This window comes from Parageobacillus sp. G301 (assembly GCF_030268025.1).
Lineage (GTDB): Bacteria > Bacillota > Bacilli > Bacillales > Anoxybacillaceae > Parageobacillus_B > Parageobacillus_B toebii.
Genome location: NZ_BSDB01000002.1, coordinates 465,281 through 489,966, shown reverse-complemented (window position 1 = coordinate 489,966; position 24,686 = coordinate 465,281). Strand labels below are relative to the sequence as shown.

The window sequence follows — 24,686 nt, the reverse complement described above, 5'->3', positions numbered from 1 at the left end:
TTATCTCATTTCAACACTTGAATCCCTTTGATAATATTCCAAACTACAACGACCAAGTTGACGACCCCCGCTATAACAAAACCGAGCCATACTAGGCCGCTGCCGACCCAAAATGACACATCGCTGCCTCCCCCTGTCAATCCAGCAAAAATAGCACTGATGATAAACAACAAAATGGTCGCGGCTGGAATCAAATGGGAAAGAAACGCTTTTTTCGCGTGTTGTTTCACTGCTTGATCATCGGCGACAAAGTAAACGACAATCGGAAAGATGAATCCAGCAAAGAAAATACTGAAGTAACATAATGATGCAAGCACTTTATTGGAATTCACGAAAACTCCCCCTTTGTTTTTATATACGACCGCGATCTAGAAAAGTTTCTCAGGAGATGCGATTTAAAGAAAAACAAAACGGCAAAGGCTATGCCCTTGCCGTTTCATATAACGCGCGCATTCGTTCACGGTCGCGCTCCAATATCGGTTTTAAATAGCGACCGGTATACGAACTTTCTACTTCGGCCACTTCTTCCGGCGTTCCTTTCGCGACAATTTGCCCGCCATGATCGCCGCCTTCTGGCCCGAGATCGATAATGTAGTCCGCCGTTTTAATGACATCGAGATTATGCTCAATCACAAGAACGGTATCCCCATTATCAACTAAGCGCTGCAACACTTTCAATAAACGGGAAATATCATCGACGTGAAGCCCGGTCGTTGGCTCATCTAAAATATAGAGCGTCCGGCCATTTGAGCGGCGATGCAATTCGGATGCTAACTTGACACGCTGTGCTTCTCCTCCCGACAATGTCGTTGCCGGCTGTCCAAGCTTCATATACCCTAAGCCGACATCATATAGCGTCTGTAATTTCCGTTTAATTTTCGGGATATTTTCAAAAAACTCAAGTGCGTCTTCCACGGTCATATCGAGCACTTCCGCAATATTTTTTCCTTTGTACGTTACTTCCAGCGTCTCACGGTTATACCGTTTACCATGACATACTTCGCATGGAACGTACACATCCGGCAAAAAGTGCATCTCAATTTTAATAATGCCGTCCCCGCGGCACGCTTCACACCGTCCGCCTTTCACGTTGAAGCTGAATCGGCCTTTTTTATATCCGCGCACTTTCGCTTCATTCGTCGCCGCGAACACTTCACGAATGTCGTCAAATACGCCGGTATATGTCGCTGGATTGGAACGCGGCGTACGACCGATCGGCGATTGGTCAATATCAATAACTTTATCTAAATGCTCAAGCCCTTTAATCGTTTTATGCTCGCCTGGCTTTGCCTTCGCGCCATGCAGTTTTTGCGCAAGCGCCTTATACAAAATTTCATTGACGAGCGTGCTTTTTCCAGAACCAGATACGCCCGTGACCGCGACAAATGTACCAAGCGGAATTTTAACAGACACGTTTTTTAAGTTATTTTCCTTCGCGCCAACAATTTCGACCCAGCGTCCGTCCGGCTTGCGGCGCTCGGCTGGGATCGGGATGAATTTTTTCCCTGATAAATATTGTCCAGTCAGCGAGTTTGGATTGTCCATCACTTCTTGCGGCGTTCCAGCAGCGACAACCTCGCCGCCATGAATACCCGCACCCGGTCCAATATCAATTAAATAATCCGCGGCAAGCATCGTATCTTCATCATGTTCGACAACAATAAGCGTATTGCCGATATCGCGCATGCTTTTTAACGTTGCAATCAAGCGGTCATTATCGCGCTGATGAAGTCCGATCGACGGCTCGTCCAAAACATACAGAACTCCTGTTAAGCGCGAGCCGATTTGCGTCGCTAGACGAATGCGCTGCGCTTCTCCGCCGGAAAGCGTTCCAGCAGAACGGTTTAATGTTAAATAGTCGAGGCCGACGTTCTTTAAAAAGCCGAGCCGCTCACGTATTTCACGCAAAATGAGATGGGCGATTTTCTTTTCTTTTTCGCTTAACTGCAAGTTTTGGAAAAACTCGAGCGCCTCCGTAACGGATAATGCCGTCACTTCGCCGATATGTTTGCCGCCGACAAGCACGGCGAGGCTTTCTTTTTTCAGGCGGTTTCCTTTACAAGTCGGGCATGGCTGCTGCGCCATATATTTCTCCATTTGTTCGCGAACATAATCAGAGCTTGTTTCACGGTAACGGCGCTCGACGTTCGGAATAACGCCTTCAAAAACGATATACTGCTCGCGAACTTGTCCGAAATCGTTCTGGTAGCGAAAGTAAATTTTCTCGCCGCCGCTTCCGTATAAAATTTTATCAAGCTGCTCCTTCGGCAAATCTTTTACCGGCACATCCATGTCAATGCCGTAATGGTTGCACACCGCTTCTAACAGCTGCGGATAATATTGTGAGCTTTGCGGCTCCCATGGAGCAATCGCATGCTCGCGCAGCGTCAGTTCATCATTGGGGATGACTAAATCCGGATCCACCTCAAGCTTCGCGCCAAGTCCATCGCAGTCCGGGCAGGCGCCGTACGGACTGTTAAATGAAAACATGCGCGGCTCTAGCTCTCCAATCGAGAAGCCGCAATACGGACATGCATGCTTTTCACTAAACAACAGCTCTTCCTCGCCAATGACATCAATAAGCACTTTTCCGTCTGCAAGCTTCAAGGCCGTCTCTAATGAATCGGCCAAACGTGTAGCAATTCCTTCCTTAATAATAATGCGGTCCACGACGACCTCAATCGAATGTTTTTTATTTTTCTCAAGTTCAATATCTTCCGTGAGTTCCCGCATTTCTCCGTCCACGCGCACGCGCACATATCCTTGTTTTCGAATATCTTCCAGCGTTTTTGCGTGCGTTCCTTTCCGCCCGGAAACGACGGGAGCGAGAATTTGCATTTTTGTTCGTTCCGGATAAGCAAGAAGCCGATCGACCATTTGTTCGATCGTTTGTGACTTAATTTCAATGCCATGTTCTGGGCAAACAGGCCGGCCGATGCGGGCAAACAAAAGCCGCAAATAATCGTAAATTTCCGTGACGGTTCCGACAGTAGAACGCGGATTGCGGCTCGTTGTTTTTTGGTCAATCGAAATGGCCGGCGACAGCCCTTCAATCGCATCGACATCCGGCTTATCCATTTGCCCTAAAAACTGGCGGGCGTACGCCGACAATGATTCGACGTACCGCCGCTGCCCTTCCGCATAAATCGTATCAAACGCAAGCGACGATTTCCCCGAGCCGGACAATCCTGTCAATACGACGAGCTTATCGCGTGGAATTTCCACATCGATATTCTTTAAATTATGAGCTCTTGCGCCTTTCACGATGATTTTATCGGTTGCCATAGACTCCAATCATCCTTCCGCTTTTAACTCAAAAATAATATCACGCAATTGGGCAGCACGCTCGAAATCAAGCGCTTTTGCTGCTTCTTTCATTTCTTTTTCTAAATCGGCAATAAGTTTTTCTCGTTCTTTCTTTGTCATCTTGCCGTAAGACGGTTTCGTATCGTACGTTTCTTTCTCTTCCGCTGCATAAGTCGCACGGATGACATCGCGAATTTCTTTCTTCACCGTCTGCGGCACAATGCCGTGCTTTTTGTTATACGCTTCTTGAATCGCGCGGCGCCGTTTCGTTTCGTTGATGGCAATTTCCATCGATTTTGTTATCGTATCGGCATACATAATGACATGGCCGTTGGCGTTTCGCGCCGCACGCCCAATCGTTTGAATAAGCGAACGTTCCGAGCGCAAAAATCCTTCTTTATCCGCATCGAGAATGGCGACAAGCGATACTTCCGGGATATCCAATCCTTCCCGCAACAAGTTAATCCCGACGAGCACATCGTATTTGCCCATGCGCAAATCGCGAATAATTTCAATGCGCTCGAGCGTTTTAATTTCGGAATGTAAATACGCGACTTTAATGCCGACTTCTTTTAAGTAATCTGTTAAATCTTCCGCCATTTTCTTCGTTAACGTTGTAACGAGAGTGCGTTCATTTCGCTTGATCCGCTCATGAATTTCCCCGATTAAATCATCGATTTGCCCTTCAATCGGACGAACGTCAATCGTCGGATCCAACAGCCCTGTCGGACGAATAATTTGTTCCACGACTTCCGGGCTATGTTCCAGCTCGTACGGACCAGGTGTCGCGGAAACATAAATAATTTGGTTGATTTTTTGTTCAAACTCCTCAAACGTTAACGGACGGTTATCGAGCGCAGACGGCAGACGGAAGCCGTGATCGACAAGCACTTGCTTGCGCGCCCGGTCTCCGTTGTACATGCCGCGAATTTGCGGCAATGTCACGTGTGACTCATCGATGATAATCAAAAAATCATCTGGAAAATAATCAAGCAGTGTATATGGAGTCGAGCCTGGCGGACGCAACGCTAAATGCCGGGAGTAGTTTTCAATCCCCGAGCAAAAGCCCATTTCTCTCATCATCTCTAAATCGTAACGCGTCCGCTGCTCGAGCCGCTGCGCTTCTAACAGTTTTCCTTGTTCCCGCAATTCGCGCAACCGCTCTTCTAATTCTTTTTCAATATTTTCGATCGCTAAACGCATTTTTTCTTCACGCGTAACGAAGTGGGATGCCGGGAAAATCGCGACATGCTCGCGTTCTGCGATAATTTCCCCCGTCAATGCGTCAACTTCGCGAATGCGGTCAATTTCATCGCCAAAAAATTCAACGCGAATACAATGCTCGTCCCGAGAAGCAGGAAAAATCTCGACGACATCCCCACGAACGCGGAACGTTCCGCGCTGAAAATCAATGTCGTTCCGTTCATATTGGATATCGACAAGGCGGCGCAATAAAGCGTTGCGCTCGATTTCCATCCCGACGCGCAACGACACGACCAGTTCGCGATATTCTTCCGGTGACCCTAATCCGTAAATGCACGATACACTGGCGACAATAATCACATCGCGCCGCTCAAATAGCGCTGATGTTGCCGAGTGCCGCAGCTTATCAATTTCGTCGTTAATGCTTGCATCTTTTTCAATATACGTATCGGTCTGCGGCACATACGCCTCCGGCTGATAATAATCGTAATAGCTGACAAAATATTCAACCGCGTTGTTTGGAAAAAACTCTTTTAACTCGCTGTACAGCTGCCCCGCTAACGTTTTATTATGGGCAATCACAAGCGTCGGTTTGTTCACCTCTTTAATGACGTTGGAAATCGTAAACGTTTTTCCCGTTCCTGTTGCCCCCAACAGCGTTTGATGCTTTACTCCTTTTCGAATTCCTTCGACCAATTTTGCAATCGCTTGTGGTTGATCTCCTTGAGGCTTATATGCCGACACTAATTCAAAACGGTCCCCCACGGATTCGACCTCCTGTTTCGTTTCATCTTAATTTTCATTGTAACACATTGTTAAAAAAGATGCATAAAATATGCGAACTTATATTCGTTCCAAAATAGAAAGTACCTTCCAATGAAAAATGGCGGACAGCATTCGCCGTCCGCCACTATCGAACATTATCGCGCGATTATTTTTTCAACTGTTTTACCATTTTTTGCGCATACAAAAACCCAACTGTCGTTGATACGATATCTGCTAAAATTTCATGCAGTTCGTCTGTATATCCTTTGAAATAGGAAGCAACCAATAGCGCGATGGTCAATAGTGTTCCGATATAATGATTGTACGTAACACGGGTAAATAACAGTACAAGCAAACATGGCACAATTAACGCAGCTATAAACCACATATGAAAAACTCCTTATTTAGACGGCTTCTAACGCCCATTTTTCCCGTTCTTTTACAAACAGCAGCCCAAGTTCGTGATGTTCATCTTCATATAACGCCCCTTGAACGAAACGAACTTCTCCATGTTCATTGACTACCTCTAATTTACAAAATGCGCGGTTCCGTTGCAACGCTTCATAAAACTCTGTTTCCGTTTTTACCGTCATTCCGTTCACTTTTGTGATGACTTCACCAATTTCTAGCTCCATTTTTTCCGCCTTGGAATTCGGAAGAATCCCTAAAATGACAAGCCCTTGCTCACGCTTCGAAAAATACGGAGGTTTCAAGCGATCTTGACGATGCTGGAAGAAAGCAAGCCACTCCCTTCCAATCAATGCAAGGGCTGCCGCAATCATCGAAAGCGGCGCATACCAATAGCCTCCTATAGCAAACAAGCTGACAATCCATGCGAGCAACATCACTCTTTTTCCAGTTAAACGAATCGAGGCTTTTGGATGCATCCCTTGTACACGCTCAGAAAATCCGATCAAAAACGGCACAAGCATCAATGAATAAGAATCGCCAGCAACAGGAAATAATGGCCACCATGAAAATGGAGACGGAAGTTCTCCTGTTACCGGAAGCAGCACAGGAACGAACCAGAGCCGCTGAGACCAATGTTCTCCGACAACAAAACCACGCTTGCTTTTCGCTAACTGTGGAGATGTTTCGATAGCGCCGTTTTGTAAAATAAGCCATGCTTCCACAAAAAGCAATAAAGCAAGCAAAATAGCAAGCGCAGCCATATTCGTCTCGCTAAGTTCCGGGAAAAAACGCTTTAAAGCTGGTGCCGTTTCTTTATCATTGGCAAGAATACTAACGATAAAAAACACAAGCCCCATCGTATACGCCGGGGAAAGCAGCCGCATTTGCATCGTCAATCCGATGATGATCGTCACAAGTGCAATCATTGAAATAGCATCGCGCGGAAACACGATGCCAATAGCAACCGCTGCTAACGACAAAATACCGCCGGCAACGAGGCCGCTTCGCCAAAAAAGCTTGCTTTCATGAAACATGTTGTATACGCGAATAGAAAAATAGCTTCTTTCCCGCTTCACCCGCCGCCATCCGATAACAAGCGCCAGTGCGATCCCATAATAAAACAACGGTTGCGCAAGCAGCCGCCCAAAGCCTTTGAGCGCCTCCAACACCCATATCGCCATATCGCCGCCACCTCGCTATGTTCGCGATTCTTTATCTACTATTCTACCAAATCACTTTCATAAATCCTATGATCGCATACACATTTTTTCAACATTATTTGCTTATTATTGGCGAATCCTTTCGCATAACGATTTTCTTTGCCGAATCCACACTAGTTTTGTCAGGCAGGAAGGGATTTCCGTCTTGATGGAAAATGATATAAAAGAGGATGAAAAAGGAGGAATCATTTAGATGGAATTAAAAACAAGCAGTGTCGCGAAGCGTCTTGGTGTATCACCGAAAACGATTCAGCGCTGGGTAAAGAAATATAATGTCCCGTGTCAAAAAAATGAAGCGGGACACTACGTATTCGATGCCGAAGCGGTTGCCTTGCTGGAACAAATTAAATTTGAACAAGGCGCTGCCCTAGAACCATGCATCAATCAAGAAAATCCGCAGCATCCATTCTCCGCTGACGAGTTGTTCAACGTTTATATCGAACCACAGCTCAATGAGTTTACCTCCCGCCTCCAAAATATCGAAAAAAAGCTCAACGAAAAAGCGGACGATATCGTTTCCGTCCAGCTTTTGCATCATCGCCGAGAAATTGAAGAACTAGCCTCCCAGCTTCATTCACTTGAACAACGCCTTGCCCGCTTAGAAGAAAACGTTAATAGAGAACAAGCGATTATAACGGAAAATGCAAAGCAAAAACCGAAACGCCGTGGCATCAGCCGCATTATGAGTCTATTTGTATAATCTCCCTCCTTCTCTCTTTTTTCTTTTCCAAAAAGAGAGAGAAGGAGTTTTTCTTTTAAAAAACTTCCTTTACATCTTCATTTATTCTTTATTGTTTTTTAACATTTTTCCCGAGAAGTCTCCCTTCCTCTAAACGGAGTGAAGGAGGAAGATAAATCAGGAGGTTTTTGATTCCCAAATACGAACATATGTGCTATAATTGAGCCATCCATCAAACAAAGAAAGAAGGAAATGCTCATGCTTCGTGGCCAAAAAGTGTTCTTCCGGGCATCGAAAGCGGATTTGGACCGATTGTATGCCTGCAATCGGGAATCCGCCCGTGTTTGGAATGAATGTCTCCGCTTAGCAAAAGAACACTTTCTCCAACATGGATGCTGGATCACCAAAAGCGAGCTACAAAAACAAACGAAAAGGAAGTTCCATCTTCACAGCCAATCGATTCAATCCGTCTGCCACAAATACCTCTTCGCAAGACAAGCTGCACACCAAGCCATCCAGCAAGGACATCCTGCTCGTTATCCCTACAAGAAAAAGAAATACTTCCCAACGAAATGGGTGAAAGACGGTTTCAAAGTGTATGAAAATGAAAAAATCGAACTCTCCATGGGCATTCATCACGGAAAACGGGAAAAGCCAATCGTCGTGTATGTGTCGCATCTGCCAAAAGGAACGATCAAAGAAATCGAATGCTGCTTCGATCATGGTCTTTATTTGGCTGTGACGTATGAAGATGGACAAAAGGCCAAAGCGTACAAACCGAACTTCTCCGTCGGAGTCGATCTTGGGGAAGTGCATACGATCGGAGCGTTTTGCGAAAACGGGCAAGCCCTCCTCATCACGGGAAGAAAAATACGCTCCCTGCACCGGCTGCGGAATAAAAAACTGGCGGAGATCCAGCGGCGACAATCGAAATGTCAAAAAGGATCCCGCCGATGGAAAAAGTATGAGCGGGCGAAACAATACGTGTTATCCAAATCCGAAAGACAGCTGCGGGATGCGTTGCATAAAACAACGAAACAGTTTGTCGACTGGTGCTTAAAACAGTCCGCCTCCGATGTGTATATCGGAAACGTCGAAGGGGTGCAGCGAAACACAAGAAAGAAAAAGCGGGCAAGCCGCAAACAAGCACAAAAGCTCTCGAATTGGTCATTCGGGAAAGTGAAGAAGTATCTCACTTATAAGCTGATCCAACATGGCATTCGCTTGCATGGAATCGAGGAGTCGTATACGAGTCAGACCTGTCCTATCTGCCAAAAGAGAAAAAAAGTGTCTTCCCGCCTGTTTGTATGCCGGTGTGGGTATGAGGAGCATCGTGACGTTCACGGCGCGAGAAATATCTTAAGCAAGGCGCTGCATAACACCTTTGTGCATTGGAACGTACAAACGAAGCTGACGTATCTACGGATTGCGTAAGCAAGAAGTAGTAGAAGGGTTGGACCGCCCCATCGGTGTGATGCCGATGTTGCTTACTGAACCCATCAAGAAGGCTTCCGATGCATTCATCGAGTGGAAGGAGACCGCCTTCTTCCGCGCAGAAGCTTCTTTGGTGGAGATGGTAAGAAACTCCCACCTCTTCATGGAATAAAGGTGGAAGAGGTTCATTGATCGTAATTTATTTTTTATTTTATAATAAACAATGCTTTACTGAAACTGCGTTAAAGGAGTCAAGGAACAATGGATAGGAACGAACGAGTTGCCATAGGAATTGCGATACTTCTTTTAGCTATTTACCTTTCCCCGCTTTATGTGTTAGGGGAAAATGCACATATCCGAGTTCATGACAATATGGATTCGAACATCGCTTGGTATAAAGTGTTGACGCGGAGCGGCGAACTGTTCGGTCCGGTTAACGCAACGATTCCGCAAGTGATTAATGGCCTTCCGCGCAACGCGTTTGGTACAGAATTCAGCGGCATCGTTTGGCTCCATGCGCTGTTTCCTTCGATGACAGCTTACGCGCTTAGCCAGACGATTACCCGCGTTTTTGCGTTTATCGGAATGTATGTATTATTAAAGCGTCATTTTCTGCCGAAGAAAGAGTCGTATCTCATTCGCGTCGGAGCGTCACTGACATTCGCGCTTACTCCATTTTGGCCGTCTGGAATGTTAAGCACACTTGGCATGCCGCTGGCGCTATGGTCGTTTTTAACGATCCGAAAAGGCGAGGCGACATGGAAAGAATGGCTCGTACTTGTGCTCCTGCCGTTTTACGCAAGTTTTGTGCTTGGATTTTTCTTCTTTCTTGCCGCCATGGCACTATTGTGGCTGCGAGACGTCATCGTCCATAAACGATGGAACTGGCCGTTTTTTGGAGCCATCGCACTCATGACAAGCGTGTTTCTGGCAATTGAATATCGCCTCGTTTATTCACTCCTATTCGAAAAAGAACCGACAAGCCGACATGAGTTTTTCCTTTCTAAACTTAGTTTCTGGCACTGTGTCCGTCTTGCTTTTAAAAACTATTTGTTTGGGCATAATCATGTGATGACCGTGCATACGTTTGTCATTCTGCCTATTTTATGGATCGCTTTCTTCTTTGCTTTGGCCAAACGAAATGAAACGCTGGAAAAAAGATTCCTTTTCCTATTCGTGCTGAATTTTGTATTATCCGTATGGTACGCGTTTTGGTTTTACAAAGGATGGCAGCCGCTAAAAGAACGCATTTCTTTACTAAATACGTTTAACTTTGCACGGTTTCACTTTTTGCGGCCAATGGTCATCTATTTAGATTTTGCGTTAGCATTGCAAATTCTTTGGAAACAGGGAATCAGATGGCGACGCATTATCCCCGTTGCTCTTGCGCTGCAGCTATTGATTCTTGGCAGCTTTAATGAAGAGATTCGCTACCGCCGCATTGGGACGCCTTCGTTTAAAGAATTTTACGCCGAGCATTTGTTTAACGAAATCAAAGACTATATCGGCAAACCCCAAAGCACCTATCGCGTCGCAAGCGTAGGGCTTCATCCAGCCATCGCGCAATATAACGGGTTTTACACGCTCGATACGTATAACAATTTTTATCCGTTATCTTACAAACATCAATTTCGTAAAATCATCGCCAAAGAGCTAGATAAAAGTCCTGTCCTAAAAGATTACTTTGACCATTGGGGCAACCGCGTCTATCTGTTCTCCGCGGAACTTGGCAAACATTACATGTTCCGTAAAACATCCCATAAAAAAATTTATCATTTCGATATCAATACAAAAGTATTTAAGCAAATGGGAGGACGCTATATTTTCTCTTCCGTCCCCATCATGAATGCGAAAGAAATCCACCTTCGCCTATTGAAAACGTTCGAAGATTCGGAGTCCGCTTGGAAAATTTATCTATATGAAGTGGAATAAGGAAGGAGGAGGAAATGATGCAAAAACCGATTTTGACGATCGTCGTTCCTTGTTATAACGAGGAAGATGTCTTGCCGGAAACGATACAACAGCTAACACACGTACTAGAAAATCTATTAGAAGAAGATTTAATTGCCATCGGAAGCAAAATATTGTTTGTCGATGATGGAAGCCTAGACCGTACATGGGCGCTGATCGAAGAAGAAAGCCAACGTAATCCATTCGTTACTGGGATTAAACTTTCCCGTAATTTCGGACATCAAAATGCATTGCTTGCCGGTTTGGAAACAGCAAAAAATAATTCCGACTGTGTCATTTCTATTGACGCGGATTTACAGGACGATATTTCCGTCATCCGCGAATTTGTCCTGAAATATTGGGAAGGATATGACATCGTTTACGGAGTGCGGCGCAGCCGCGATACCGATACATGGTTTAAAAAAGCAACCGCACAATGGTTTTATCGATTCATGCAAAAATTAGGCGTCCAATTAGTGTACAATCACGCCGATTTCCGATTAATGAGCAAGCGGGCGCTTGAGGAATTGAGCCGCTACACGGAAATCAACATCTTCCTGCGCGGAATAGTACCGCTGCTAGGCTTCCGTTCGACGAAAGTATTTTATGACCGTAAAAAACGTTTTGCGGGAGAATCGAAATATCCGCTCAAAAAAATGCTGGCATTTGCGTTTGATGGCATTACCTCTTTCAGTATCGTACCAATTCGATTGATTACGTTCATTGGATTTCTTGCTTTTCTTCTCAGCAGTGCTGCCGGCATATATTCGTTAGCTGTCAAATTGCTTGGTCATGCCGAATCAGGTTGGACATCCATCATGATTTCCGTTTGGCTCATCGGCGGTTTGTTGCTAATGGGAATGGGACTCATTGGAGAATATATTGGAAAAATTTATCAAGAAGTCAAAAGACGGCCGCGGTTTACGATTGAAAAAACGTTGCATTCCCCATCGTTCTCGCCATCTTCCAAAAAAGAAAAGGTGCAGCTATAAACCAACCATTTTTGCGTTTTTTACTTGTTGCAGCCGGATGATTGAATTGGTCAAAGTTGAAAAAACGGGCAACGCTCAAGGCGGTTGCCCGTTTTGTTTCATTGAAACAGCACTTTCATCGCTGTTTTTAGTTGTACATCATTGTTGTCGGAGCGAATGTCATCCATCACTTTTGCTTGTAATACTTCGGCTGTGTTTTTATCGATTTTTCCGGTTTGCGGGAGTTTATTTGCCTTTTGGAATGCTTTTACCGCCGACTCAGTTTCTTTGCTGAAGTAGCCATCGGTGCGGCCCGGGTCAAATCCAAGTCCCTTTAACATTTGTTGCGCACTTTTTACTTGCTCATTGTTCATATCAAAGGAAAGCTCTTTTTCGATATGAAGCGGACTAACGTGGAAGTAATCCGGCTGCTTTACTTCAACGTCCGGCTTAATTCCTTTTTTATGAATCCAATGGCCATCCGGCGTCAGCCATTTATAGAGCGTTAATTTAATGTTGCTGCCATCTCCCATCGGAATCGCTTGTTGCACCGTTCCTTTTCCGAACGATGTTTCACCGACGAGCTTATATCCTCCCGCTTCTTTCATAGCGCCAGCTAAAATTTCCGAAGCGGACGCGCTGCCTTTGTCAATTAACACGGCGATCGGATACGGTTTTTTCTCCGTTAAATCGGAATAAAAACGTTGTTTATCGCCATTGCGTTCTTCGATTTGTACATATGGTTTGTCTTTCGGAATGAATTGTTTTAGAATTTCCTCCACGCTTTGCAAATAGCCGCCTGGGTTGCCGCGCACATCAATGATTAACCCATCGATATGCTCGCTTTCTAATTTCGCTAATTTCTTTTTAAAATCTTGTGCTGTATTTTCGGAAAACGATGTTACTTCTAAATAGCCGACTTTTTTCCCGTTATACGTTTTTACAGAATCATAAACCGTTTCAATCGGGATTTCATCGCGGACTACTTTTACTTTAATCACTTCTTTTACACCGGGGCGAAGAACATCTAATTGTACCGTCGTCCCTTTTTTCCCGCGAATTTTCAACACGGCTTCATATAAATCAAGCCCTTCTAAGCTTTCGCCATTCACCCGCAAAATTTGATCATTTGGTTTTAATCCCGCTTTTTCTGCCGGCGAGTTTTTAATCGGTGCGACAATCGTGACTTTCCCGTTAATCATGCTTACCTCGGCACCGATTCCTTCAAACGAAGAGTCAAGCGACTCCGTAAATTGTTCGCTTGTTTCTTCATCCATATAGACAGAATACGGGTCGTTCAGCGTGCTAATCATTCCTTGAATCGCGCCTTGAATGAGCTTATCATCATCAACTTTTTCAACATAGCGGTTTTTAATCAGCTCATAAGCTTGTTCGACTTTCTTCAGCTCTTTCTCGTCATCGTTCGTTGCCGCTTTATCCGGCTCGACCAGTGTTATTTCACGATCGCTGTCAGGCGCTGCAAGCTGCATGCCGGCATATGTTCCCCCGGCACCAACTAGCATCGATAAAGCCATAAGTATTGCGGTTGTTTTTTTATTCACAACTGTCTCCTCCTCACCCTATGCCATACAGGAAAGGCACCACACAGTAGGCCGTGCGATGCCTTTTATTTTTATCATATGACTAGCTTGTACACAGTATGATTACATTCTGTTTCTTTGCATTACTAGTTTACACATTTCCCATTGTTTTCTCAACCAAATAAGTTTGAAAAAAAAATGCACAACTTGCGTTTCGCAAGTTGTGCCATGTTCGTTACGGTAAATCAATTAACATAAAACGCGCGCCATTTTCTGATGCAATACGGAGTATCGGCGTTTCCGTAATTCGCGCGGAATCACGCTTATGCAACGTTGTTTCTCCGTTTAATGCAACATCTCCTTCAATAACAAAGAAAAAGATTCTTCTTCCCTCTTGTTGCGTAAATATAAGCTCGCGCCCTGCTTCTAAATCGGAAAGGTAAATCGTTACATCTTGATGAATATGGGCAATTCCTGGAGACGAAGGATTTTTCGTCACCACCGGAAGCAACGCGTTTTTCATTTTCGCCACATCAAACGTCGTCCGCTCGTACGATGGCGTCAACCCTCGGACTTCAGGCAAAAACCATAGCTGCAAAAAATTCACTTCTTCCGTTGGCGATGGGTTCATTTCAGAGTGAATAATTCCTGTCCCTGCCGACATCCGCTGCACGCCTCCAAACGTTGTCATCGCGGTATGTCCTGTGCTGTCCTCATGCTTTAAATAGCCTTTTAATACAATCGAAACGATTTCCATTTCTTGATGAGGATGGGCGCCAAACCCTCTAAGCGGAGCGACAAAATCGTCGTTTAATACGCGCAGCGGGCCGAAATGGATATTATTAGGATCATAGTAGTCGCCAAAAGAAAAGCTATGATACGTCTTTAACCATCCATAATCCGCATAATAGCGGGATTGCGCAGGATATACTTGAATCATATACACACTCTCTCCTTACAATAGCTTATCCAAAAATAATCGTATCAAGCGCATATTGCCCCGGTCCGATTAATGCTACTCCAACAGCAACCGCAATAATCGCAAGATTGTACTCATACCCATTTTGTGCCGCCCAATATCCGTTTGGCCCATGCACTTTCACAATAGCCACGATCATTGGCACAATCATCAATAAAGCGGCAAGCGGAGTCAAAAGTCCTAGTGCAAATAAAAATCCGCCAATCAATTCGCTCATCCCAGCAGCAAAAGCCATCATTTTTCCTGGTTTTAATCCAATGGATTCCATCCAGCCTGCCGTGCCCGCAAGTCCATGTCCTCCAAACCAGCCAAACAATTTTTGGGCGCCATGTCCTGCAAATGTCAATCCAAAAACTAAACGGATTAATAATAATCCGATACCTGCCATCATCAACACGCTCCTTCTGATATTATCTTTGTTTCATAAATCTTGAATTCGAGATAATTATAAAATAATTATTTTGATATTGTCAATATAAAAATATTAGATAAATAAAATTGGAAATCATGATAGCCTCCCCCTTTGTAAGATGATGGTTTTTATGTGCATTTATGGATCCTTGCAGCACGTTCGAAAATATTAATAACTCACTTATAAAAATAGTTCTAATAGAATAGGCAAAAAAGCCGAGCAGTGTTTCACTGCTCGGCGTAACGGTTAAAAATTAATTAATATAATTAAGCGGATTTACCGCATTCGATTTTGCCGGATTCCACGCTCCGCGATGCAGTTCGAAGTGAAGGTGAGGCCCTGTCGAATGGCCTGTGTTCCCCATATAACCGATGACTTGCCCTTTGCGAACCGTTTGCCCTTCACCGACAAGACGCGCGTCAAGATGGGCATATACGGTTGTATATACTTGTCCATTAATCACATGAGTGATGAAAATGACGTTTCCGTAACTGCTAGAAAGATACGAACGGAATACATATCCGTCAGCCGCTGCCACAACAGGAACAACAGCAGCAGTTTTACCAATATCGATTGCCGGATGAAAATCACTTCCACCAAAACGGTAACCGAATCCTGATGTAATCGGACCATTCGCTGGTCTCATAAACGCTCCGCTTGTAACAGGTGGAACGTTTGATGTATCTCGGGAACTAGATGCGCCGCTGCTATTTTCACTTTCGGACGGCGCACTTTCATTTCCTGATGAATATGTATGTCTAGCAGCCGCTCTGCGTTTCGCTTCTTCTTCAGCACGCTTTTTCTTCATTAGCTGCTGAAGCTGATATTTCATCGCTGCTTCTTGTTTTCTCAACAATTCTTGTTCTTCCGCAAGCGCCATTTTTTTATCATGGTGTTCTTGTTCTTCTTGTTTCAAATGTGCCATTAATTGATTCTTTTGCTTCATTTGCTCGCTTAATTTTTGTTTCAGCTGCTCTAGTTCTTTTAAGTTTGTTTGAAGACTAGCTAGTTTATCCGTAAGTTCCTTTTCTTTTTTCTCTTTTAATGCTTTATCCGCTTGTTGTTCGCGAATAATTTGTTTGTCTGCCTCAAAAATGGTGGTGACAGCGCTCATGCGGTCAATAAAATCGCTAAAGCTTTGCGCTCCGAGCAATACTTCAAGATAACTGATGACTCCGCCGCTCTCTTGCAAAGAACGAACACGCTCTTTCAAAATCTCATTTCGTTTTTCAATGCGCGCTTGCACTTCGGCAATTTCACGCTTCAATGTTTCAATATCTTGTTCTGTTTGTTGAATATCAGCGGATAAGTTGCGAATTTTTCCACTCGTTTCTTCCACTGCTAAATCGAGTTTTTTAATTTCTTCGGAGAGCTCTTTTTGTTTGGATTGCAGTTTTTGAATTTCTTGATTAGCATCATTTATTTTCTCTTGTACCGCGGACTGCTTTGAACGAATGTTGTTAATCGCATCCCGTTTTTCTTGAATATCCCGGTCGCTTACCGCATTGGCAAAGTGCGGGAAAACACCAAAACTTAACGCCGCAGCTGCGGCAAGCGCCAGTACTTTCCTGCTTTTCATCAAATTATTCCCCTCTCCCTTATGGTGATGATCTTTTTCTATCAGACTTTCAAAAACTTACGGACAGACATCATGCTTCCCCAAACGCCGATGCATGCACCGATAAGCAATAAAAGCAAGCTGATTTGCCACATAAACGGATAAAATGGAAGAAGCTCTACAAATGGAATCGTAATTTTCGGCTCTAAAAATTTGTAAATGTTATAATAAACGGCCATGATCGACGCGATTGGAAAAACCGCACCGATGACGCCAAGCCACAATCCTTCCAAGAAAAACGGCCAACGAATAAATCCGTTTGTCGCTCCTACTAATCTCATAATCTCAATTTCGCGCCGCCGCGCAAAAATCGTAATTTTAATGGTATTGGAGATTAAAAACATCGCGGTAAACAACAGACCGATGATTAACACAAGCCCGATGTTTCGTGCCGCTTTCAACGTGCTGAATAATTTTTCTACTTGACCTTGACCGTAGTTCACTTTGTGGACAAACTGGAACTTTTCAATTTGTTTGGCCACTTTGATCGTGTCTGTCGGTTTTTCTGTTTTCACCACATACACATCGCTTAGCGGGTTGTCTTGTTCAAACAAACGGAACGAAGAGCCTTCTTCGCCAAAACTTTTAATTAAATTTTTCAATTCTTGTTCTTTCGAAGAATAACGTATTTCCTTCACTTGAGGGATCGCTTCAATCTGCGCACGAAGCGTTTGTTTATCTTGATTGTTCGCCGTTACATCAATATGGACGCGAATTTCGACATCATTTTCGATTTTTTTCGCAAAATGGTTCATATTAAACATGATAACTAAAAACACGCCGACTAATAGCAACGTAACAGTCACCGCACTGATGGAAGCGAACGTCATCCAGCCGTTTCTGCCAAGACTTTTCATGCTTTCCCGCACGTGACGCTTTAGGGTACTAATCCTCATAACCGTATTCTCCCTTCGCCTCATCACGGACGATTTTCCCATTTTCCATTGCGATGACACGGCGTCTAATCGTATTTACAATTTCACGGTTATGTGTTGCCATGACGATCGTTGTGCCGCGATTATTAATTTTTTCAAACAACTCCATAATCCCCCATGATGTTTCTGGGTCTAAATTCCCTGTCGGCTCATCTGCAATCACAATTTTAGGAGAGTTCACAATCGAGCGTGCAATAGAAACTCGTTGCTGCTCTCCTCCGGAAAGTTCATCTGGATAGGATCGCACCTTATGTTTTAATCCGACTAATTCGAGTACTTCCATCACTTTCTTGCGAATCACTTTCGGCGATTCTTCAATTACTTCCAAAGCAAACGCTACATTTTCATATACCGTTAGCTTAGGAAGCAATTTGAAGTCTTGAAACACTACTCCGATATGTCGCCGCAATAATGGAACTTTGCTGTCTTTTAATTTAGCAAGATTTACACCATTGATCATAATAGAGCCGCTTGTTGGCTTCTCTTCACGGTACATCATTTTCACAAGCGTTGATTTTCCCGCACCACTAGGTCCAACGACATAGACAAATTCTCCTTGTTTGATGCGAACATTCACCCCGTTTAGCGCTACTACGCCATTCGGGTATGTCTTATATACATCTTGCATTTCGATCATGCTTTATCACCTAATCTCATTTTCATTGTTGCCGTTACTCGAGCTGTTTCGCTATATTTCGAATCGATTATACAAAATTCTGCAAAGTTTATTATAGCATCATTTGTTGCACTTGAGTTTTACATTTATATTTCAAATACATTACATAAGAAAAATCCGGCCCTTGTAGGTACCGGATTGAAAAGGTTTATTTTTTGGACGCAAGCCATTCCGCAACTTTATCAGCATCTTCTCCTTTTATAAGGCCAGCTGGCATGCCGCCGCGTCCTTTTTCAATAATGTTTTTAATTTCATCTTTCGAATATTTGCTTCCAACTTTTTGTAAGTTTGGTCCTGCACCACCTGATAAATCTTTCCCATGACAAGAAGCGCAGTTTTGTTGGAAAATTTGCTCTGCTGCTGCGGCAGTATCCCCTCCGCCATTATTGCCATTGTTATTATCCGTTGCATTGTTGCCGCCGCCACAGGCCGCAAGCGCTAGTGAAGCACCAAGAAATACAGTAGCAAGTTTCCATTTCATAAATGAACTCCCCCTAATCTAATAATTACATTCAGAGTTATTATAACCCATTTTGAAAAAATTATGTGCGCTTAAAACCTTCTCCAAGCACTTCGGCAGCGTTCATAACAATGACAAATGCTGATGGATCAATGTTTTTGACCAATTGTTTCAATTTTGTGAACTCCGATTGCTGCACTACACACATCAGCACTGGGCGTTCGTGATCCGTATAGCCGCCGTACCCTGACAACTTTGTCACACCGCGGTCAATTTCATGCAAAATCGCATGACGTACTTTTTCTTCTTCATTGGTAATAATCATCGCCATTTTCGAGTAGCCAAGCCCGATTTGTACTAAATCAATCGTTTTGCTTGTCACATAAAGAGCAATGAGTGCATACAACGCTTGTTCAATATCAAAGACGAACGCAGCGGTTAATACGATTAGCCCGTCAATCAGAATCACACACATGCCAAGGGACAATCCGGTATATTTGTGAATAATTTGCGCCGCCAAATCGGTCCCGCCTGTCGATGCTTTGCCGCGAAACACAATGCCAAGGCCAAGCCCAACCCCAATGCCGCCAAATAACGAACCAAGCAGTGGGTCATGGGTGGCTGGCTCGACATCTTTCGTTAAATAGACAACAAACGGCAAAAACAATGTGCCGACAAGCGTCTTTACGCCAAACTGCCGACCGAGCAAAACAACTCCCGAAATAAATAAAGGAATATTCAGCGCCCATTGCACATAAGCAGGCTGCCAACCGAACACCGCATAAGCGATCGTACTGATTCCGCTTACGCCGCCAGAAGCGACGCGGTTTGGCAATAAAAAGACATTAAACGCCACGGCAACAATCGCCGAACCAATCAATATGTATACATATTCCATCATTAGCCCCACTTTTGGATGCAATGGTTGACTTCCTCTTCTCATTCATCAGACCTCCCATGAGAGTATAGCACGCCCATTTCTACAAGTAAATGGCAGCGGAATAAAGCAGTAACGCATTAAAGTTAGTCTACACAAAAAAGGCATCTGCTATCGAACAAGCGATAGTAGATGCCTTTCGTCTTATTTGAGTTTGGAACGCAAGTAGGCGTCAATAAAGATATCGATTTCGCCATCCATTACCGCCTGCACGTTTCCAACTTCGACGTTCGTACGGTGGTCTTTGACAAGCGAGTAAGGATGGAAGACATAGGAACGAATTTGGTTCCCCCAGCCGATTTCTTTTTGTTCGCCGCGAATTTCGGCAAGCTCGGCCTGCTGCTCTTCAAGTTTCTTTTGATACAGCTTCGCCTTTAACATGTTCATCGCTTTTTCGCGGTTTTTAATTTGCGAGCGCTCCGATTGGCACGTGACGACAATGCCAGTCGGAATATGGGTAATGCGCACAGCAGAATCGGTCGTGTTGACGTGCTGGCCTCCGGCGCCGCTAGAGCGGTACGTATCGACTTTAATCTCTTCCGGACGAATTTCAATTTCAATATCATCATCCATCTCCGGCATAACTTCGCAAGAAACAAACGATGTATGGCGGCGGCCAGACGCATCAAACGGAGAAATCCGAACGAGCCGGTGCACGCCTTTTTCTGCTTTCAAATAGCCGTACGCGTTATGCCCTTTAATGAGAAGCGTGACGCTTTTAACTCCCGCTTCTTCGCCAGGCAAGTAGTCAAGCGTTTCGACTTTAAACCCTTTTTTCTCGGCCCAGCGCGTATACATTCGTAAAAGCATTGAAGCCCAGTCTTGGGATTCCGTGCCGCCCGCGCCAGGATGAAGCTCTAAAATCGCATTGTTTTTATCGTATGGCTCATTTAATAGGAGCTGGAGTTCAAATTCACTAAAATCTTTCGTTAATTTTTTCGCTTCTGCCACCAACTCCTGTTGCAAATCTTCATCCGGCTCTTCTTTAATCAACTCATACGTCACTTCTAAGTTTTCAAAACGCTCCTCAAGTGATTGGAACTCGCCCACTAAATCTTTCAGCGCATTTGCTTCATTAATTACCGTTTGCGCTGCTTTTTGATCATCCCAAAAGTTTGGCGCGGCCATTTGTTCCTCTAATTCACGAATGCGCGCCTGTTTCGTTTCGAGGTCAAAGAGACCCCCTTATTTCCGCTAATCGCTTAGCCATTTTTTCAAGTTCTTGCTTAATTTCGATCAGATCAATCATGATGCTTCACCTCGTTACTCATTGTACTGGATTTTCGAAACAAGAATCAATGGGAGTTCGCAAACAAAGTGAGAGGCAATCCCCCCACTTTGCCGCAAACGTTATGCATTTTTTCCGCAGCAATGTTTATACTTTTTGCCGCTTCCGCAAATGCAAGGGTCGTTACGACCAATGCGAACGGCCTTGCGATACGGCTTCCGTTTTACTTCGCCTTCTCCTTCTTTCGGATGAACCGCTTCGCCTTTTGCCACTTCCTGGCGTTCGAGATTGCTGTGGATTTCCGCTTTCATAATATATTTTGCTACTTCTTCTTCAATGGAAGCGATCATGTTTTCAAACATCGCATATCCTTCCATTTGATATTCGCGAAGCGGATCAATTTGTCCGTACGCGCGCAAATGAATTCCTTGACGCAGCTGCTCCATCGCGTCGATATGGTCCATCCACTTCATATCGACGGCGCGAAGGACGATGACGCGTTCAAATTCGCGCATTTGTTCCGGCGGAATTTGCTGTTCTTTTTCATCATAGCGCGCTTTCACTTTTTCCCAAATGAGCTCAATCATTTCTTCCGGCTCTTTGCCGCGCAAATCGTTAACGGTCACATCGCCTTCCGGCAACAGGTTGGCATTGACGTAATCGATGATTCCTTTTAAATTCCATTCTTCCGGAAGCTCTTCTTTCGGCGTATGAGCGTTGACGACCCGCTCAATGACCGATTGAATCATTTTTTCGATAATGCCGCGCAAGTTGTCGGAGTCAAGCACTTCATAGCGCTGGCGATAAATAATTTCACGCTGCTCACGCAACACATCATCGTATTGAAGCAGCTGTTTACGCGCATCAAAGTTGTTGCCTTCTACCCGTTTTTGCGCCGATTCGACCGCTTTAGTGACCATTTTGCTTTGAATTGGCTGAGAATCATCCATGCCTAAGCGGTCCATCATCGACATTAAACTTTCCGAACCGAAACGGCGCATCAACTCATCTTCAAGCGATAGATAAAATTGCGATACACCTGGGTCGCCTTGGCGTCCCGCACGACCGCGCAACTGGTTATCAATACGGCGGCTTTCATGGCGTTCCGTGCCAATAACCGCTAATCCGCCAAGCTCTTTGACACCTTCGCCAAGCTTAATATCCGTACCGCGTCCGGCCATGTTTGTCGCGATCGTTACAGCGCCTTTTTGACCGGCTTGGGCGATAATTTCTGCTTCTTTCGCATGGTTTTTCGCATTTAATACATTATGCGGAATCCCACGTTTTTTCAACATATTCGAAAGAAGTTCCGATGTTTCAATCGACACCGTCCCGACAAGCACCGGCTGCCCTTTCGCATGGCGCTGTGCGATATCTTCTACTACGGCGCGGAATTTTCCTTCCATCGTCCGGAAAATTAAATCTGGACGGTCTTCACGGATGACCGGTTTGTTTGTCGGGATGACAACGACTTGCATGTTATAAATGTTTCGGAATTCTTCTTCTTCCGTTTTCGCCGTTCCCGTCATTCCCGCAAGCTTTTCATACATGCGGAAGTAGTTTTGGAACGTAATCGTCGCAAGCGTCATCGACTCATTTTGAATTTCCAATCCTTCTTTTGCTTCGATCGCTTGATGCAATCCGTCACTATAACGGCGTCCGCGCATTAGGCGGCCTGTAAACTGGTCGACGATGACGACTTTTCCGTCTTCCACCACATAATCGACATCCCGATGCATCGTCACATGCGCTCTTAGCGCCAAGTTAATATGATGGTTTAGCGTTACATGCTTTAAGTCGAATAGGTTGTCGATTCCAAACGCTTTTTCCGCTTTCGTGATCCCTTCTTCAGTGAGCTGTACGCTTTTCGTTTTCTCATCATACGTATAATCGACATCTTTTTTCAATGTACGCACAAACGCATTTGCCTGAATATACAGCGCTGTCGATTTTTGCGCGGTGCCCGAAATAATGAGCGGCGTCCGCGCCTCGTCAATTAAAATCGAGTCCACTTCGTCAATAATCGCATAATGAAGCGGACGCTGTACGATATGTTCTTTATAAAGCACCATGTTATCGCGCAAATAGTCAAAGCCAAACTCGTTGTTCGTTCCGTACGTAATATCGGCATTATACGCCGCTTGTTTTTCCTCCCGCGACATACCGCTTAAATTCAAACCGACGGTTAATCCTAAAAACTCATACAATTTGCCCATTTCCGTCGCGTCGCGGGTCGCCAAATATTCGTTGACCGTCACGACATGCACGCCTTTTCCGGTTAAAGCGTTTAAATAAACGGGCATCGTCGCCGTTAACGTTTTCCCTTCCCCTGTTTTCATTTCGGCGATATTTCCCTCATGGAGGACAATACCGCCCATAATTTGCACTTTATATGGATATAATCCAAGGACGCGCTTTGCACCTTCGCGCACGACGGCAAACGCTTCAACTAACAAGTCATCCAGCGACTCGCCTTGTTGATAGCGCGCCTTGAATTCCTCGGTCTTTTGACGCAACTGTTCATCCGAAAGCTTTGCCATCTCTGGGCCAAGCGCATCGACTTGGTCAGCAATCTTTTCTAAACGGCTTAGTTGGCGTTTGTTTGGGTCAAACACCTTTTTTAATACTCCAAGCATAGAAAACGCTCCTTATTTCAATAGAATCACTAATTTACATAATATCACGTACATGAATGGGTGACAACTAAGACGCGGGGATGAACCGGGGAGGAAAATGCGGAAAAGAAGAACTGGAGTAGCTTCATTCTTGGGATTGAATTTGTTCAATAGCTCCTTCTACATGCAAAAGACGTTTGTTGATCGCATATATTTCAAACCCTTTTTCTTCCACTTTCTTATCTATATTTTTCAACAGAGCATGCACATCGTCAGCAACTTGATTTTCTAGACGAAATAATGCTTCTTTCGCCTCACATAGTTCCCGTTCTACCCGTTCGAGCCGCCCTTTCACATCAACCATATCATTTTCAATACGATCAAGGTGTCCGTCAACCTCTTCCATCCCTTGCTCCAGACGTCCCAACCGAGCTTCTATCGTTGCGAAACATTTGTCAATTTGATCAAAACGATCGCGAACTTCTACTTGAAATTGTTCAGCATTCGTTTCCATCTTGTCCAATTTTACTAAAATCTGCCGCAAAAGCGCCTCCATCGTTTTTCCCCTCCTTCCTCCATATTATAACATCCCCCGCCGGCTGTCGGCAGGGGATGAGGGTTAGTTTGCTTCAATTAAGCCGTATTTTCCATCTTTACGGCGATACACGATGTTTGTGCGGTTTGTTTCCGCGTTTGTAAAGATGAAGAAGTTATGACCAAGCAAATTCATTTGCAAAATCGCTTCTTCGCTGTCCATCGGTTTTAAGCTGAAATGTTTCGTGCGGACAATCTCAAATTCTTCTTCCTCATTCTCCTCTACCGGAGGATTGTTGTTTTGCGTGACAAGCACTTGTTTTGTTTCTTTATTGCGTAATTTACGATTTACTTTCGTTTTATGTTTACGAATTTGTCTTTCTAATTTATCCGCTACTAAATCAATGGCCGCATACATGTCGTCATGGCGTTCTTCCGCGCGAAGCAACAGTTGCGGCATTGGGATCGTCACTTCGATTTTTCCTTGTTTATCGTTATATACTTTTAAATTAACGTGAACATGAATATCTTCTGTGTTTTCAAAGTATCTTTCCAATTTTCCAATTTTTTTCTCGACATACTCACGCAATGCTGGAGTTACTTCAATGTTTTCCCCGCGAATGTTATAGATCATCGCTGATCACTCCTTTTTATTAAGGCTATGTGTTTAATATTCTACAAACCCCAACAAAGGTCCTGCCTGAATCAGCAAAATGTTTTTGAAAATTTTGTGAAAGCGAGAAGGAAATGTGGCAATATTACTCAGAGAATAACATCGTTTTTCCTAACCCCATTCTTTATTACCAATTCCA

At 44.3% G+C, this 24,686-nt stretch carries 22 protein-coding genes; 5 read left to right on the top strand and 17 right to left on the bottom strand.

Going from position 1 to position 24,686, the window contains the following annotated elements:
- Window positions 1-5: 5 nt before the first annotated feature.
- The 5 genes from QSJ37_RS11070 to QSJ37_RS11050 all read right to left on the bottom strand — a co-directional run bounded on the left by QSJ37_RS11070 (window position 6) and on the right by QSJ37_RS11050 (window position 6,866).
- Complete coding sequence (locus QSJ37_RS11070) at window positions 6-332, bottom strand: magnetosome magnetite crystal formation protein family (RefSeq protein ID WP_285755205.1); 327 nt, start codon at window positions 330-332, stop codon at window positions 6-8.
- 88 nt (window positions 333-420) lie between these two features.
- A complete protein-coding gene (gene uvrA / locus QSJ37_RS11065; RefSeq protein ID WP_285755204.1) occupies window positions 421-3,285 on the bottom strand; it encodes an excinuclease ABC subunit UvrA in 2,865 nt (954 codons plus the stop codon).
- 9 nt (window positions 3,286-3,294) lie between these two features.
- Window positions 3,295-5,274, bottom strand: coding sequence for an excinuclease ABC subunit UvrB (uvrB, locus tag QSJ37_RS11060; RefSeq protein ID WP_285755203.1), 1,980 nt, complete (start codon window positions 5,272-5,274; stop codon window positions 3,295-3,297).
- A gap of 166 nt (window positions 5,275-5,440) precedes the next feature.
- Window positions 5,441-5,662 (bottom strand): CsbA family protein, encoded by a 222-nt coding sequence (locus QSJ37_RS11055; RefSeq protein ID WP_285755202.1) that lies wholly within the window; start codon window positions 5,660-5,662, stop codon window positions 5,441-5,443.
- A gap of 16 nt (window positions 5,663-5,678) precedes the next feature.
- A complete protein-coding gene (locus QSJ37_RS11050) occupies window positions 5,679-6,866 on the bottom strand; it encodes a PDZ domain-containing protein (RefSeq protein WP_285755201.1) in 1,188 nt (395 codons plus the stop codon).
- Window positions 6,867-7,098: 232 nt separating this feature from the next.
- On the opposite strand from QSJ37_RS11050, the gene QSJ37_RS11045 reads away from it, so the two are divergent.
- From QSJ37_RS11045 to QSJ37_RS11025, 5 genes are all read left to right on the top strand, one after another.
- A complete protein-coding gene (locus QSJ37_RS11045) occupies window positions 7,099-7,605 on the top strand; it encodes a MerR family transcriptional regulator (RefSeq protein ID WP_285755200.1) in 507 nt (168 codons plus the stop codon).
- A gap of 237 nt (window positions 7,606-7,842) precedes the next feature.
- A complete protein-coding gene (locus QSJ37_RS11040) occupies window positions 7,843-9,018 on the top strand; it encodes an RNA-guided endonuclease InsQ/TnpB family protein (RefSeq protein WP_285755199.1) in 1,176 nt (391 codons plus the stop codon).
- Window positions 9,011-9,190: a hypothetical protein gene (locus tag QSJ37_RS11035; protein WP_285756165.1), complete on the top strand. Its 180-nt coding sequence runs from the start codon at window positions 9,011-9,013 to the stop codon at window positions 9,188-9,190. Before QSJ37_RS11040 ends, QSJ37_RS11035 begins: the two co-directional genes overlap by 8 nt.
- Window positions 9,191-9,279: 89 nt before the next feature.
- On the top strand, window positions 9,280-10,950 hold the full coding sequence (locus tag QSJ37_RS11030) for a DUF6044 family protein (protein WP_285755198.1): 1,671 nt from the start codon (window positions 9,280-9,282) through the stop codon (window positions 10,948-10,950).
- A 14-nt stretch (window positions 10,951-10,964) separates the two neighbouring features.
- Entirely contained in the window at window positions 10,965-11,960 is a 996-nt protein-coding gene (locus tag QSJ37_RS11025; RefSeq protein WP_285755197.1) for a glycosyltransferase family 2 protein, read from the top strand.
- Between the two features lie 98 nt (window positions 11,961-12,058).
- On the opposite strand, the gene QSJ37_RS11020 is transcribed toward QSJ37_RS11025, so the two are convergent.
- The 12 genes from QSJ37_RS11020 to hpf all read right to left on the bottom strand — a co-directional run bounded on the left by QSJ37_RS11020 (window position 12,059) and on the right by hpf (window position 24,508).
- Window positions 12,059-13,501, bottom strand: a complete 1,443-nt coding sequence (locus QSJ37_RS11020; protein ID WP_285755196.1) for a S41 family peptidase — start codon at window positions 13,499-13,501, stop codon at window positions 12,059-12,061.
- 214 nt (window positions 13,502-13,715) lie between these two features.
- Window positions 13,716-14,420, bottom strand: a complete 705-nt coding sequence (locus QSJ37_RS11015) for a pirin family protein (RefSeq protein ID WP_285755195.1) — start codon at window positions 14,418-14,420, stop codon at window positions 13,716-13,718.
- Between the two features lie 25 nt (window positions 14,421-14,445).
- Complete coding sequence (locus QSJ37_RS11010) at window positions 14,446-14,847, bottom strand: DoxX family protein (protein ID WP_285756109.1); 402 nt, start codon at window positions 14,845-14,847, stop codon at window positions 14,446-14,448.
- A gap of 277 nt (window positions 14,848-15,124) precedes the next feature.
- Window positions 15,125-16,450, bottom strand: a complete 1,326-nt coding sequence (locus QSJ37_RS11005; protein WP_285755194.1) for a murein hydrolase activator EnvC family protein — start codon at window positions 16,448-16,450, stop codon at window positions 15,125-15,127.
- 41 nt (window positions 16,451-16,491) lie between these two features.
- Window positions 16,492-17,385, bottom strand: coding sequence for a permease-like cell division protein FtsX (ftsX, locus tag QSJ37_RS11000; RefSeq protein WP_285755193.1), 894 nt, complete (start codon window positions 17,383-17,385; stop codon window positions 16,492-16,494).
- Window positions 17,375-18,061, bottom strand: coding sequence for a cell division ATP-binding protein FtsE (gene ftsE / locus QSJ37_RS10995; protein ID WP_062679071.1), 687 nt, complete (start codon window positions 18,059-18,061; stop codon window positions 17,375-17,377). Before ftsE ends, ftsX begins: the two co-directional genes overlap by 11 nt.
- A gap of 187 nt (window positions 18,062-18,248) precedes the next feature.
- Window positions 18,249-18,581 (bottom strand): cytochrome c551, encoded by a 333-nt coding sequence (gene cccB, locus QSJ37_RS10990; protein ID WP_285755192.1) that lies wholly within the window; start codon window positions 18,579-18,581, stop codon window positions 18,249-18,251.
- Between the two features lie 61 nt (window positions 18,582-18,642).
- Window positions 18,643-19,503, bottom strand: a complete 861-nt coding sequence (locus QSJ37_RS10985) for a YitT family protein (protein WP_285755191.1) — start codon at window positions 19,501-19,503, stop codon at window positions 18,643-18,645.
- 138 nt (window positions 19,504-19,641) lie between these two features.
- Window positions 19,642-20,743, bottom strand: a protein-coding gene (gene prfB, locus QSJ37_RS10980) for a peptide chain release factor 2 (protein ID WP_097354901.1) whose coding sequence is annotated in 2 segments (ribosomal slippage) — window positions 19,642-20,670 and window positions 20,672-20,743 — 1,101 coding nt in all. Because the reading frame shifts where the segments join, the coding sequence is not laid out codon by codon here.
- A gap of 104 nt (window positions 20,744-20,847) precedes the next feature.
- The gene (secA, locus tag QSJ37_RS10975; protein ID WP_285755190.1) at window positions 20,848-23,361 is read right to left on the bottom strand and encodes a preprotein translocase subunit SecA; all 2,514 of its coding nucleotides are present in this window, start codon (window positions 23,359-23,361) and stop codon (window positions 20,848-20,850) included.
- A gap of 124 nt (window positions 23,362-23,485) precedes the next feature.
- Complete coding sequence (locus QSJ37_RS10970; protein ID WP_062679068.1) at window positions 23,486-23,896, bottom strand: hypothetical protein; 411 nt, start codon at window positions 23,894-23,896, stop codon at window positions 23,486-23,488.
- 63 nt (window positions 23,897-23,959) lie between these two features.
- Window positions 23,960-24,508 carry a ribosome hibernation-promoting factor, HPF/YfiA family gene (gene hpf, locus QSJ37_RS10965; RefSeq protein ID WP_015865067.1) on the bottom strand — a complete coding sequence of 183 codons (549 nt, stop codon included), beginning with the start codon at window positions 24,506-24,508 and terminating at the stop codon, window positions 23,960-23,962.
- Between the last annotated feature and the right edge of the window lie 178 nt (window positions 24,509-24,686).

Bases quoted from the DNA above. Each gene is read 5' to 3' on its own strand.
- hpf (WP_015865067.1), bottom strand. From the start codon at position 24,508: ATGATCTATAACATTCGCGGGGAAAACATTGAAGTAACTCCAGCATTG.
- QSJ37_RS11045 (WP_285755200.1), top strand. From the start codon at position 7,099: ATGGAATTAAAAACAAGCAGTGTCGCGAAGCGTCTTGGTGTATCACCG.
- ftsX (WP_285755193.1), bottom strand. From the start codon at position 17,385: ATGAGGATTAGTACCCTAAAGCGTCACGTGCGGGAAAGCATGAAAAGT.
- QSJ37_RS11005 (WP_285755194.1), bottom strand. From the start codon at position 16,450: ATGAAAAGCAGGAAAGTACTGGCGCTTGCCGCAGCTGCGGCGTTAAGT.
- QSJ37_RS10985 (WP_285755191.1), bottom strand. From the start codon at position 19,503: ATGAGAAGAGGAAGTCAACCATTGCATCCAAAAGTGGGGCTAATGATG.
- QSJ37_RS11015 (WP_285755195.1), bottom strand. From the start codon at position 14,420: ATGATTCAAGTATATCCTGCGCAATCCCGCTATTATGCGGATTATGGA.
- secA (WP_285755190.1), bottom strand. From the start codon at position 23,361: ATGCTTGGAGTATTAAAAAAGGTGTTTGACCCAAACAAACGCCAACTA.
- uvrA (WP_285755204.1), bottom strand. From the start codon at position 3,285: ATGGCAACCGATAAAATCATCGTGAAAGGCGCAAGAGCTCATAATTTA.
- QSJ37_RS11010 (WP_285756109.1), bottom strand. From the start codon at position 14,847: ATGGCAGGTATCGGATTATTATTAATCCGTTTAGTTTTTGGATTGACA.
- QSJ37_RS11055 (WP_285755202.1), bottom strand. From the start codon at position 5,662: ATGTGGTTTATAGCTGCGTTAATTGTGCCATGTTTGCTTGTACTGTTA.
- QSJ37_RS10970 (WP_062679068.1), bottom strand. From the start codon at position 23,896: ATGGAGGCGCTTTTGCGGCAGATTTTAGTAAAATTGGACAAGATGGAA.
- QSJ37_RS11050 (WP_285755201.1), bottom strand. From the start codon at position 6,866: ATGGCGATATGGGTGTTGGAGGCGCTCAAAGGCTTTGGGCGGCTGCTT.
- ftsE (WP_062679071.1), bottom strand. From the start codon at position 18,061: ATGATCGAAATGCAAGATGTATATAAGACATACCCGAATGGCGTAGTA.
- QSJ37_RS11025 (WP_285755197.1), top strand. From the start codon at position 10,965: ATGATGCAAAAACCGATTTTGACGATCGTCGTTCCTTGTTATAACGAG.
- QSJ37_RS11030 (WP_285755198.1), top strand. From the start codon at position 9,280: ATGGATAGGAACGAACGAGTTGCCATAGGAATTGCGATACTTCTTTTA.
- cccB (WP_285755192.1), bottom strand. From the start codon at position 18,581: ATGAAATGGAAACTTGCTACTGTATTTCTTGGTGCTTCACTAGCGCTT.
- QSJ37_RS11040 (WP_285755199.1), top strand. From the start codon at position 7,843: ATGCTTCGTGGCCAAAAAGTGTTCTTCCGGGCATCGAAAGCGGATTTG.